We start from the raw sequence: 12,756 nt of genomic DNA, 5'->3' as shown, positions 1-12,756 counted from the left end.
TGTGGATAGTTACGCCCACTTTGGCAGGCGTAACCGCTTAACCGCTGTTAATTGATTAGGCTAAATTGATATCTACTTCTATATTACCGCGTGTTGCATTTGAGTATGGACATACTTTATGCGCAGTATCGACCAAGCTTCGCGCTTGTGCTTGCTCCATATCGCCTAAATCTACCGTCAGTTTAACCGCAATAGCAAAGCCTTGCTCAATGGGACCAATTGACACATCACCTGTAACACTAATGTCGTCAGCTAACTTTATTTTTTGCGCCGCAGCCACGTGTTTCAGTGCACCAATAAAACACGCCGAATAGCCTGCAGCAAACATCTGTTCTGGGTTTGTGCCTTCTCCACCTGCGCCGCCCAGCGCTTTCGGGGTAGATAATTTAAGATCTAGGTTCCCGTCACTTGATTTCGCCGTTCCTTCTCGACCGCCAGTTGCGGTTGCAGTTCCGGTATAAACGACTTGTTGAAGCTTATGCATAGTTGCTCTCCTTATTAGCGAGTTAATATATTTTGCATGCAAAATAAATTAACACCTAACCAACTTGCGGATCAAGTGCTTTGTATGCAAAATATTATCCTTAGTCAAAAGGCAACATCGGTAAAGGTTATAGCGTTATGTCAGAATTATTGAAGTTGGAAAATCAGCTTTGTCATCGGTTTTATACGCTATCGAACGCGTTTACTCGCGCTTACCGGCCCCTTCTTAAAGCGCTCGATATCACCTACCCGCAATATGTAACCTTAATGGCCTTGTGGGAAACTGACAACGTTACTATTGCCGAGCTTCTTGATAAGACCGCTATCGATGGTGGCGCTATGTCGCTAATACTTAAAAAGTTAGAAGACAAAGGCTTTTTAATGATTACCAAAGATAAAACCGATAAGCGAGTTAAGCGCGTACAGCTCACAAAGGCGGGAGAAGAAAAGAAAGCCCTAGCCGAAGACGTCCCCGCTCAGATGCTTTGCAAGCTGGACGGTATGACTACTGAAGAAAGCCGCACTTTACGGGATCTTCTTGATAAATTAGGTGACTGCTTTGAGAGCGCAATGCGCGAGTCGTTGTAGAGAGTGTACCTAGTTTGTCATAACTAGCACTGCCAATTTCTGTTATTATTTAAACTTCAGCGAACATGTGTGCGCTGTAAGTATCTCAGTACTATACTCTCACCTGTACGTGCTCTCCCTGTACGTGCTCTCACCTGCACATGTTACGGGGTGTTACACAAAACACTAGGTGGAGAGGTTCGCATATTTTTAAAGTAAAAAAAGGAGCTGTGATGACACAAGAAGAAACACAGATAAAAAGTATCCCAGCAAAAGCTTATTCTGTTCTGGAAGAGTGGATGAACAGCATTACTCACGGACTCGGGCTTATCGCGGCAATTATCGGTCTAGTGTTCATGGTGTATCGCGCCGACAATCCTCTTGCGTTAACAACGGCTGTTATTTACGGGTCTACACTAATTTTAATGTTTCTAAGCTCAACCCTCTATCACGCTATCTCACATGACAAAGCAAAAGGATGGCTGAAACTGTTCGACCACAGTGCAATATACTTACTGATAGCAGGTACTTACACACCTTTACTGTTGGTTTCAATTGGTGGCGTATTGGGAATAACCATGACCGCCGTTATTTGGTGCCTAGCAATTGGTGGAGTCGCATTCAAATTAGTAGCGCAACATCGCTTTCCTAAAGTGTCGGTAATGACCTATTTATTGATGGGGTGGATAGCGCTAGGTCTTATTTACCCGTTATACCTTGCTCTTCCGGGTGCGGGCCTCTGGCTACTTGTAGCAGGAGGTTTGTGTTTTAGCTTAGGCGTGTGCTTTTATGTAGCGAAAAAGGTAAAGTACACACATGCAATTTGGCACCTGTTCGTTATAGGCGGATGCAGCTGCCATTATTTTTCTATTTATTATTTTGTATTTTGATAACAGGCCCTTAGAAGCGAAGATATGCAAGCATTTGATACGAAAGATGACAGCCCCAAAACTTCACCTAAGATTGCATGGTTTTCTTTGCGTGCAGGGAAAATATGCCTGGGCAAAAAACCTGTAGAAAATGACTTTAAACAACTCAAATCACTTGGCGTTACCCATATTGCTACTGTGCAAACCAGTGAAGAAAACGCCCCTATTGTTCGCGATAATTCTGCAGCTGCGGGCATAGACTGGCTATGGGTACCCTTCATGCATCCGTCATCTGAATCTCCGACTGAAGATGTACATCTTCATCAATATCTTCACGAGCTATCTCAAATGCTAAGCGAGGGAGCAAAAATATATTTACACTGCGACGGCTCTCAACACCGCTGTAGTCTTTTGTTTTATGCGCTCTGTCATTATTGCCGTATTCCATCAAATAGTGCTTACAACGCACTGCATAGCTTCGGCGCAAGCGCAGCAAACAACCTACTAAGATCAGAGCTTACTTGGGCGGCAGAACTAGGGCATGTTGCGCCAAAAATGTAGTCTTTGGCTCTCCTTTTTGCCTCTTTAGAGTAGGTACAGCGTAACACGTCTGCATTTCAGGTAACGGCTCCCTCAGGTGAAAAACAAAAAAGCGGCTGCCATGTTTTTGGTCAACCGCTTTTAATAAGGCTAAGACGCCGTCTCAATGGCTAACTACTTCAATGTTGGAATAGGCAGTAGTGGCGAAATAATTTCACCAATGCGGCGAAACAGCTGCATTCGGGTTGTACCTGAGCGCCATACCAACCCAATCTCTCTAAAACCTTGGTCTTCTGCTGGAAAGCTTTTCAAGCCGGTATGCTCAAGAATAGACTGATTGATGGCAAGTTCTGGCAAAAAGGTATAGCCCATTTTACTGTTTGCCAACTGAACCAGTGTATGCAGACTACTTGCGGCAACACTACTTATTTGATCACTGTGCTGAAGATTACATGCACTCACAGCATGGCCTGTCATACAATGCTCTTGTTGAAGCAAAAATATACTTTTTTTAGGTAGGCCTGAAATATCAACAGGATTTGGCAGCTGCGCCGCCATGTCTTTGTGCGCTATCAAATGAAAAGGGTCATGACCCAACACCATCTGCTTACACCCCGGTGTCTCCATAGGAAGCGCTAAGATTAACAAATCGAGTCTTCCGTCAGTTAGCTGCTGAAGTAACTTCTCTGTGGTGTCTTCCTGCATCTCTAAATTGATATCGGGAAGAAAGGCAGAAAATGCTCCCATCATGCCTTCGAAAAGAAAAGGAGCAATGGTGGGAATGACACCAAGCTTAAGGGTTCCTCGCTGCCAGTTTCCTGCGTTTTGAGCGTACTCTACCAACTCTCCTGCTTCCTGCAGTAACACCTTACTGCGTTCAACAATGTCTAAACCTAAAGATGTAAACACAAAGGTCTTATGCTCACGTTCCAGTAACTGGCTTCCAAAATGCTCTTCTAAGTTTTGAATGGCCGTACTCAACGTTGATTGGCTAACATTACAACGCTGGGCTGCTCGGTGAAAATGCTGTTCCTGATAAAGCGTTACCAAATAATGTAGGTGCTTTAGATTTGGCCATTTCATCGGCTTCTCTCTATTCTTTAAAGGGATTAAAAGACAATGAATTAATCTAACATAAAGATTACAAACAGCCTAGACATCCGCAATATTTATGTGGGGTGTTTGCGCTAATGTTGTTGCAATAAAACCATATCCAGCCCCACTAATTACGAAGGTTTTAAGAAATCTTTATCTCTTCTCTGGAAAGCATGAATAAGTAGCGTTAGGATTAAAAAAGAGTAATCTTCGCAACGTATTCTTTAACAGCTGCGTAGACGCACTCTCGTCATTTTTCAGCCATAGCGCGAGTACCTATAGAGGGCAATATGAAAGGACATTATAAGAATATTTTATGTGTATTAAGCGACGCTCATCGACAGGATGATACTGTGGCACAGGCACTTCATATCGCCAAAGCACATCAGGCCTCGCTCACGATAATGCTCTCTTTAGAGGCCTTGCCGCCAAATGCCAGTATGGTAATGGAGTCGTTTTCATACATCGATTCTCAACAGTCTATGGAAACGCAAGCTAAACATTGGCTGAAAGAACAAGCTGAAAATTGGGGTGAACAATATGATGTTTCTACCGCAGTAACAGTAGGTCAGCCTTTAATTGATGTTGTGCACTATGTTATTCGTAATGATGTCGACTTAGTTATAAAAAGAGCTGAAGAAAGTTTTCTGGATAAGCTATTTGGCAGTCTCGATATGAGGCTTTTCCGTAAGTGTCCCTGCCCTGTCTGGATAATAAATCACAAGCCTCGTAGCCAATATAAAAACGTAGTAGCGGCGCTCGATTTAAACTATCACTATCCTACTCATGAGGTTTCCATCAGACGAGACCTGAATAGAGATATACTGCAACATGCCGCTCAAATAGCATTACTCGAATTTGCTCAACTGCATATTGTCCACGTGTTCGATGCTGTGCCAGAAAACATCGCAAGGGACGGATTTATTACCGTAGACAACGACAGAATGGAAACGGACCTTGCCAAAATACATTCTGAACGAGAAGAAGAGTTAGAGAGATTACTTACAGAATTATCAAACGAGCTAGATGAGAATGTTTGGGAGTATTTAAACCCTCAAAAACATATAGTACATGGCTATCCAAGAAGGGAGATCGCCGCTACCACTACGTCACTTGATACAGACATCATTGTAATGGGAACGGTAGCAAGACTGGGCGTTCCGGGGTATATCATGGGCAGTACAGCTGAAGAAACCATCCACCAGTTAAAATGTGCAGTGGTAGGTGTTAAACCGAGAGGCTTCGAGAGCCCCATATCGGCAGAGTAACGTAAACGTTGACCTGAAAAAACAAAAAGCCGCATCAATATGCGGCTTTTTTTGATACCAATTAACAGGCAGCCTACTTTGCGATTAGGCCACGCCGAAGGATGCTTTCAGAATAAAGAAGAAAATAATTGAAAGGATTGCGCCAGCAGGCAAAGTAACAATCCATGACACAACGATATTTCTTACAATCCCTAGGTTAAGTGCTGATACACCGCGAGCTAAACCCACGCCTAATACCGCTCCTACAAGCGTTTGAGTGGTTGAAATAGGCAAGCCTGTACCCGATGCAATAACTACCGTACATGCTGCTGCGAGTTCTGCGGCAAAACCACGGCTAGGTGTTAAGTGAGTGATACCTTGGCCAATCGTTTTTATAACCCGATGACCAAATAGCGCAAGACCTGCAACAATTCCCAATCCACCTAACGGCAAAATCCACCAGGCAAGCGTGGTGCTCGAGTTAATCTCACCACCGCTGGTTACTACACTTACTACAGCCGCTAGAGGGCCAATTGCATTCGCTACGTCATTCGAACCGTGGGCAAACGCCATACAACAGGCTGTAACGACCATAAGAAGCGCGAATACTTTTTCTACGTTTGCCGCCTGTAAATCTGCATCTTCAGAGCCGCTGAACTTCATACGACCAATAAACCATTTACCCAAGAAGCCTAACGCGACAGCAATGCCAATTGCTAGCAGATACCCGTTAACGGCGCTTAGCTCTAAACCAACATGTTTAAGGCCTTTTTTGATGGTGACCAACGACATGACGAAGCCCGCTAGTGCCATGTAAAAAGGTACGTAGCGTTTAGCATTGGCAAATGGAGAGGCGGTTTGGAATATGAGCTTGTGAGCACTCATAAAAATAAGGTAGGCGATAATACCTGATATAGCAGGCGTTACTACCCAACTACCTACAATGCCACCTACTTTATCCCATGATACAGCGTCCATACTTACGCCAGTTGCAGTAAAGCCGATGATTGCACCGATAATTGAGTGGGTTGTAGATACAGGCCACCCCAACCATGACGCTACTGCTAGCCAGATTCCAGCTGCAAGTAGTGACGAGATCATGCCTAATACAAGGTATTCAGGTATGTCTATAAAGTAGGTTGAGTCGATGATCCCTTTTCGAATAGTAGACGTTACTTCGCCACCTGCTAGGTAGGCGCCAGCAAACTCAAATATCATTGCAATGATAATGGCTTGTTTAATTGTTAAAGCTTTAGAACCTACTGACGTACCCATTGCGTTGGCAACGTCGTTTGCTCCAATACCCCATGCCATGACGAAACCAACGCCGGCGGCAAGGATTATAAGAATTAGGCCATAACTTTCAAAAAATTCCACGGATAATCGCTCCCGATCTAAACGCGATTTAGGCTGGACGCTACTTGAATAAGTAGCATGATCTCTTCGCCCCAAAGGCTAGAGAAAGAAGTTAAAGACAAATTGTGTTTTATCATAAGGTTCGATTAAATTTTGCACGATCTGTTCTTGGCTGCGGCGCATGATAACGTAATCATGTTAGAAGCCATAGCGAAAATCATCGAAAAACGATAAAAGTATGTGGAATTAATTGAATGCGATGATAAATCCACCAAATATTTCAGTTTTATGACAGATAAATTTCACTTAACTCGCTCTTTAAACGTAACTAAGCAAAATCGCACTGACCACTTGGACAGGTTTACGTCAAATCTTCTAACTTTTGCTGCATATTTTCTAGCGGCGTATGCCTAACATCAGTGCCACGGGTGAGATAGATAACATACTCACAAACGTTTTTACATCTATCACCAATTCGCTCTAACGAACGCATTGCCCACAAAACATCGAGCCAATCCTGCATATCCTCGGTGCTTTTTTGCATTTCAGACGTTGTGTAAGACAACAGCCTCTTATATTCACTGTCGATGCGATTGTCCTGGTCATACACTTCTAACGCCGCCGCTTCATCCTGGCGGGCAAAAGCATCGAATGTGCCTCGCATCATGGCTGCCACTCTCTCACCAATAAGTAACATACTGCTTTTGATAGTATCTGAGCTTGGCAATTTATTGCGGGTTACTAACTTGGCAATACGCTCTATTTCGTCGCCCATTCGTTCAATATCGGTAATGGCTTTAGAAATAGTCATAATTAAACGCAAGTCGCTAGCTGTGGGGTGACGTTTCGCGATAATACGTAAGCACTCTTCGTCAATTTGAATTTCCATAGAATTAATTTTCAAATCGTTTAACACCACTTTTTCGGCCAGTGCGGCATGATTGTGTTTCACTGCTTTTAGCGTGTCTACCAACTGTTGCTCTACTTCACCTCCCATGGTTAATACCGAGTTACGCAGGTTCTCTAACTCAATATTAAACGTTCCTGAGATATGGGTATTTAATGCTACTTGTCGCATGATAATCTCTCCTGACGCTATAGCACTTGATGCGCCGCAGAAAAACGAAGTTTTGTTGCGCGCTGCACAAGGTAAGTGTGGGATATATGGATGATTAGATTAACCATAGCGCCCAGTAATATAATCTTCTGTCTGCTTTTTTTCAGGCATGGTGAATAGCGTGTCACTGTCTGCATACTCTATCAATCTGCCCTGATGGAAGAAGGCCGTATAGTCGCTCACACGAGACGCTTGCTGCATGTTGTGGGTCACAATAATGATGGTGCACTGCTTTTTTAGCGAATCCATAAGTTCTTCGATAAATAGGGTAGTAAGCGGATCAAGCGCCGAAGTGGGCTCATCAAGCAGCAGAATATCAGGCTTTAGCGCTAGCGCCCGCGCAATAACCAAACGCTGCTGCTGACCACCAGATAGAACATGGGCAGATTCGAACAGGCGATCTTTAACTTCATCCCACAGCGCCGCCTGTTTCAGTGCACTTTCAACGGCATCATCTAAATGACGGCGCACTTTGACGCCTTGCAGTTTCAATCCATAGCAAACGTTTTCATAAATACTCATAGGAAACGGGTTTGGCCGCTGAAACACCATGCCTACATTGGTTCTGAGACGGGACACATTTATTTTTCGACTATTGATGTTTCTGCCATCGATTATGATTTCACCGTTGTACTTACAGCCATCATACAAGTCGTTAAGGCGGTTGAAACAGCTAATAAGCGTAGATTTACCACAGCCACTTTGACCTATTAAAGCCGTTATTTTGTTTTTGGGTATTCGCATGCTGATGTCATTCAACACATGCTTATTACCAAACCACAGATTGAGGTTTCTCACCTCTACTGCGGTTTGTTCTGCACTAATGTCGTCAACGTTTAGTGTATTGTGTTCGAACAACTTCAACATGTTATCTAAACCTGTAATTATCCTGTGATATAGCGTTTGCGCAGACGTGCTCTTAGTAACACAGCCAGTATATTTAAGATGAATACAACAATAAGTAAAAGTAGACAGGCTGCAAACATCATACTTGCACTTTTTCCATCAGTCTGGCTGTGGAAGGCGCCATCATATATAAGAACGCCAAGATGCATAAACTGTCTGTCTAGGTGTAAATAGGGAAATTCACCATCTATCGGTAAAGCAGGGGCAAATTTGACGGCACCGACTAACATCAGGGGAGCAACTTCTCCTGCAGCTCTCGCAATGGCGAGTATTACGCCAGTCATAATACCGGGCGATGCTATAGGTAAAACTGTGCGAACAATGGTCTCAAATTTCGTTGCGCCCAAAGCATAGCTTCCTGTTTTCAAACCTTCCGGCACCCGGCGTAAACCCTCTTCGGTCGCCACAATCACAACAGGCAGCGTTAAAATAGCCATTGTTAGTGCAGCCCAGAAAATACCAGGGCTCCCCATTGTGGGTGATGGCAGTGCGTCACTGAAAAGCAGTTCGTCTATACTGCCTCCTAGCGTGTAAACGAAAAAGCCTAATCCAAATACGCCGTAAACAATAGAGGGAACACCAGCCATATTGCTTACACTCACGCGTATGGTGGTCGTCAGAGCTGAATGGGGTGCATACTCACTCAAGTATATCGCAGCCAATACGCCAAAAGGAGTGACTATAATCGTCATTAGAAACACCATCAGTACGGTGCCAAATAGTGCCGGAAATACCCCGCCTGAAGTATTAGCTTGTTTGGGAGAGTCACTAAGAAATACACCAATTTCTGAAAGCACGACCTTCCATTTTTCGAACGTGCTTAGTCGACTCACAAAGTCCACGCTCTGAATATCTGACATAGGAATGACAAAAGCAGACTTATCGGCAAACGTTACCCATAATTCATATTCCGCTCGCGTTGCTTCTAACGCTTCTACGCGCTTCTGATATTCAGTAAACGAGGCTACCAGCTTTTCTCTAGCGGGAGCTTCCTCATCAACCCCTCGTTTATCAAATTGTGAAAGGGCTTCGTGAATAGGCGCTAGTTTTTGCGTGTTTAGCTCTTCTATTTGCGCAGTAATCAGGGCAACTTCATCCATTACTGCGTTTATTATTTCAAGCCCCTGAGCGGGCTTTGAGGGCACGACAATATATTCTGGAATGGCGAGCACTCGTCTTCCATCTTGAAATTTTATCTCAGCGCTTTCCGGTATTAGGTCCAGACTTTCAACCTGCTCTTCGGCAAGTTGTTTCTGCGAGCCATAAGGGGTCTGGCTATCAGAGTACTTTAGCCTAACGCCGCCCCCCGATGGATCCTCAAAAACATTGGCGAAAACGGTGAAAGCGCTGCCGTCAGATTGTTTTCCCGTCACCATATAAATCGGCTCAGGCCAAAAATAGGCCATTCCTCGCATTCCAATAAGAATGAGCACGCTTACTAGTGCAATGAGCAACAGACTAGTAAAAAAGGCGGTTAAGCTAATAACGAAAGACTGGCGCTGAACCGCGTTTAGCCCAAACGATTGGCGACTAAGCATAATATTGTCTGCTCCTAAGTCGCTGTCGTAAAAGCTCTGCAATTGTGTTCACCATGAATGTAAACAAAAACAATATGCAGGCAGTTAAGAACAAGATTTGATAGTGGGCAGAAGTGACTTCAGCCTCGGGTAGCTCAATTGCTAGATTGGCAGTAAGTGCTCGCAAACCTTCTATTAACCCCCAGCTTGATATGGGTGTATTCCCGGTGACCATTAGTACTATCATGGTCTCGCCGAAGGCGCGACCAAACCCCAACATTATTGCTGCCACAATACCAGGCAGTGCAACGTGCAACACCACGTGCAAAAGGGTTTGCAATCGAGTGGCGCCTAGTGCAAATGAGGCAAGCTTTAAGTCTTTCGGAACCCCGTTTATAGCATCTTCGGCTAGTGAATATATGCTGGGCGATATAGCGACGCCCAACGCTAGCGCGACTACAATAGTGGTTTTGCCAATGGGGCTGTTTGACTCAGAAGCGAGTAAGGTAAAACCGTCAACGCCAATTAAAGAGAACACGATTGATGGTGCAAACTCTACACTTACAAATCCCAATACGAACACGCCCCCCAAAGCAAACATAAGTTCAGCCCCATGCCGGAATCGTTTAGGAAGATAGTCCGCCACTGGCCGCTGGACAAGCGCTACCGCGATTAGCACAAAAGGTATGACAATAAGGAAGAAAGCAAAGGAAAAGAGAAATTGCTCTGCTTTTGGTGATAGCCAGATAGCGGCAATGAAGCCAATTAACACGCTGGGAATAGCTTCTAGCAGCTCAATCGCGGGCTTGACTATATTACGCATACGACTTTTGGCAAAAAATGCCGTGTAAATTGCCGCGCCGATCGCGACGGGTATAGCAATAAGTAATGCAAGAAGAGACGCTTTGATACTGCCAATAAGAAGTGGCGTTAAGCTAAATTTAGCTTCTTGATAGTCTGATGCGCTAGTGGTTTGCCATACCGTATTCTCGGTCTCATATCCTTCATAGTGCTGAGGCTCAAAAAGCGACGCCCATGTTGTTATTCCACTTAAATGCTTTCCTTCCCATACCGACACCGTGGTGTCAGAGAACCCGTACAACTTATCGCCGTACCAAATTATATTGGCGACAGGGTGATTAAAATTTTGTACCGACACGACATCACCCGAAACACGGTTGACGAGCAGTAACCTCGCTTTGCTCGTCATTACTGCCACTATGTTAATACTGGCATGCTCTGCCACGTCTAACACTTTTTCATCAACTAGAGGAATGTGGTAGGTCGGTTCGAAGGTGAGCCCCTTTTCACTTTTGCTTATTACCCACCGAGTCAGGGTTCTAGCGTTGCTATTCACTAAAAAGAAAGTGCGGTCTTTGGCAAGTGGAAAGACAATTGGCTCATCACTCGCTAAGCCAAGGTCACCTGCTATGGGCTGTAATGTAGCGTCACCATCACGTAATCTATTGAGGAACAACCCATCGTCAAACTGAAGAAGCACGCTTTCACTACCCGGCAACAGGACAGAGCGTGCAACGTTGTTAAAACGTTTATCTATAATATTGGTTGGCTGCTGCCGATTAATCCATCTTATAAAAATGCTATTTTCACGTTGAATCGATACCACCGCCCATTTAGAAGACAGTGCAAAATCCCATTCATTCCGTCTATTCCATTCTTCCTTTGGAAGGGCAAAACTCATTATCTGGGTTTGGCCTGCCAAGGCGGAATGTGCCGATGTATCTGCGCCTTCGCTGGCGCTCATAATAAACGAACGAACAGGCAACACCCTCACTTGCGCATTTGGAGAGACGTCTACAATGTAGTTTTCGCCCATCATATTTTGCGCAGACAGCACATGACTACATGGACGAATATAGTCGTGCATACCAACTAAATTCGCTTCATCAAGCTGTTTTAACCCTAAGCGACAGTCTTGCTTTTTAACCAACAGCGGCTGACTATTTATGAAGTCACCAGCAATAATAATTCGTTCGTTTTTTGGAATTTGATATGAAGCAATAAGATGTAAACTGGGACTATATGCTAAGGGTAAAGCCTGAATAATCAGGTGAGTCACTAGAATAACAAGAGTCAGTAAAACAAGACCGCCAAAGCCCGTTACTACGTAACGTGCCCGCCTATCATTGCGCAGGCGTTTTTTGTTCTTGCTGTTGCTATCGAAAGTCATGCGGTTGTTTAGTCATTCTTATTTTCGAAATTCTTCATTTTTCAGAAGAATAACCCTAAATTGCACTGGTGAGCAGTGTAAGTTTTGTTATGCTAATAGCAAGTGAAAGTTTATAGCATTACCTTCGCGCAACTTACGCGGCGCCTATGGTATTACCCTACAGAAAGACGATCAAAAGTTTTTCTCTACCAGCCCAATAAGGAGCATAAAATGCAGTCATTGGTTATAAGTATTATGGGTAAAGATAAGCCTGGTCTAGTGGATGCACTAGCTAAGTGCATATACAAACATGAAGGCAATTGGCAAGGTTCAAGCTTTGCACATATGGCGGGTATGTTTACTGGCTTCGTAGAAGTGCATGTAACGGAAGAGCACAAGCAGAATTTAATTGATGCGCTGGATGCCATAACGGATTTATCAGTACAATCGGTGGCGGTGGCTAGCGAACAAAACAATAACAATACAAAACTCACCGTCGATGTAATGGGTAACGATAAAACAGGTATCGTTCAAGAACTCACATCGGTACTTAATCAATTCAATTTGAATATTCTAACCTTTGCATCCCATTGCGAAAGTGCCCCTAATTGGGGAAGTCTCATATTTAAAGCCAAAGCAGAAATTGCAGTACCTGAAGACTTTGACGATGGTGCGTTGCAAGATGCATTAGAATCACTAGCTAACGACTTAGTTGTAGACATTTCGGCAAAGCGATAGTGCAATCAAAAATAACTGTTACTCACTTATCAGTGATTAACAAACCAAAGCGTAGAGCTTTGAAAGGTAACGGAATCACCGCAACGCGCCTTTGTTTCTTACACAAGGTGCGTTCTGTCACAGTAGTGTCACCGACTGATGGCAGTCTTTG

12 protein-coding genes are annotated in these 12,756 nt (G+C 44.1%); 5 read left to right on the top strand and 7 right to left on the bottom strand.

Annotated features, from left to right (window positions below):
• Nucleotides 1–55: 55 nt before the first annotated feature.
• Complete coding sequence (locus tag ACM0P2_RS04240) at nt 56–484, bottom strand: organic hydroperoxide resistance protein (RefSeq protein WP_159118463.1); 429 nt, start codon at nt 482–484, stop codon at nt 56–58.
• 137 nt (nt 485–621) lie between these two features.
• On the opposite strand from ACM0P2_RS04240, the gene ACM0P2_RS04235 reads away from it, so the two are divergent.
• The 3 genes from ACM0P2_RS04235 (at nt 622) to ACM0P2_RS04225 (ending at nt 2,480) form a co-directional block, all read left to right on the top strand.
• The gene (locus tag ACM0P2_RS04235; protein WP_159118462.1) at nt 622–1,071 is read left to right on the top strand and encodes a MarR family winged helix-turn-helix transcriptional regulator; all 450 of its coding nucleotides are present in this window, start codon (nt 622–624) and stop codon (nt 1,069–1,071) included.
• 212 nt (nt 1,072–1,283) lie between these two features.
• On the top strand, nt 1,284–1,940 hold the full coding sequence (gene trhA, locus ACM0P2_RS04230; RefSeq protein ID WP_105930623.1) for a PAQR family membrane homeostasis protein TrhA: 657 nt from the start codon (nt 1,284–1,286) through the stop codon (nt 1,938–1,940).
• 24 nt (nt 1,941–1,964) lie between these two features.
• Nucleotides 1,965–2,480 (top strand): hypothetical protein, encoded by a 516-nt coding sequence (locus ACM0P2_RS04225; protein WP_159118461.1) that lies wholly within the window; start codon nt 1,965–1,967, stop codon nt 2,478–2,480.
• A 153-nt stretch (nt 2,481–2,633) separates the two neighbouring features.
• On the opposite strand, the gene ACM0P2_RS04220 is transcribed toward ACM0P2_RS04225, so the two are convergent.
• Entirely contained in the window at nt 2,634–3,542 is a 909-nt protein-coding gene (locus tag ACM0P2_RS04220; protein ID WP_105930625.1) for a hydrogen peroxide-inducible genes activator, read from the bottom strand.
• A 302-nt stretch (nt 3,543–3,844) separates the two neighbouring features.
• Here ACM0P2_RS04220 and ACM0P2_RS04215 point away from each other — a divergent pair, with 302 nt between their 5' ends.
• Nucleotides 3,845–4,822 carry a universal stress protein gene (locus tag ACM0P2_RS04215; RefSeq protein WP_159118460.1) on the top strand — a complete coding sequence of 326 codons (978 nt, stop codon included), beginning with the start codon at nt 3,845–3,847 and terminating at the stop codon, nt 4,820–4,822.
• A gap of 84 nt (nt 4,823–4,906) precedes the next feature.
• On the opposite strand, the gene ACM0P2_RS04210 is transcribed toward ACM0P2_RS04215, so the two are convergent.
• The 5 genes from ACM0P2_RS04210 to ACM0P2_RS04190 all read right to left on the bottom strand — a co-directional run bounded on the left by ACM0P2_RS04210 (nt 4,907) and on the right by ACM0P2_RS04190 (nt 11,888).
• Nucleotides 4,907–6,178 (bottom strand): inorganic phosphate transporter, encoded by a 1,272-nt coding sequence (locus tag ACM0P2_RS04210; RefSeq protein ID WP_419227353.1) that lies wholly within the window; start codon nt 6,176–6,178, stop codon nt 4,907–4,909.
• Nucleotides 6,179–6,518: 340 nt separating this feature from the next.
• Entirely contained in the window at nt 6,519–7,235 is a 717-nt protein-coding gene (phoU, locus tag ACM0P2_RS04205) for a phosphate signaling complex protein PhoU (RefSeq protein WP_105930627.1), read from the bottom strand.
• A gap of 99 nt (nt 7,236–7,334) precedes the next feature.
• Entirely contained in the window at nt 7,335–8,141 is an 807-nt protein-coding gene (pstB, locus tag ACM0P2_RS04200) for a phosphate ABC transporter ATP-binding protein PstB (protein ID WP_105930628.1), read from the bottom strand.
• 17 nt (nt 8,142–8,158) lie between these two features.
• Nucleotides 8,159–9,718, bottom strand: coding sequence for a phosphate ABC transporter permease PstA (gene pstA / locus ACM0P2_RS04195; protein ID WP_173359630.1), 1,560 nt, complete (start codon nt 9,716–9,718; stop codon nt 8,159–8,161).
• Nucleotides 9,711–11,888 carry an ABC transporter permease subunit gene (locus tag ACM0P2_RS04190; protein WP_159118457.1) on the bottom strand — a complete coding sequence of 726 codons (2,178 nt, stop codon included), beginning with the start codon at nt 11,886–11,888 and terminating at the stop codon, nt 9,711–9,713. The genes pstA and ACM0P2_RS04190 overlap by 8 nt, the downstream gene beginning before the upstream one ends.
• 210 nt (nt 11,889–12,098) lie before the next feature.
• Here ACM0P2_RS04190 and ACM0P2_RS04185 point away from each other — a divergent pair, with 210 nt between their 5' ends.
• A complete protein-coding gene (locus tag ACM0P2_RS04185) occupies nt 12,099–12,605 on the top strand; it encodes a glycine cleavage system protein R (protein WP_105930631.1) in 507 nt (168 codons plus the stop codon).
• Nucleotides 12,606–12,756 lie beyond the last annotated feature (151 nt).

Origin of the sequence: Alteromonas sp. OM2203, assembly GCF_048517045.1 — a bacterium.
Lineage (GTDB): Bacteria > Pseudomonadota > Gammaproteobacteria > Enterobacterales > Alteromonadaceae > Alteromonas > Alteromonas gracilis.
This window is presented reverse-complemented; position numbering and strand designations above follow the sequence as displayed.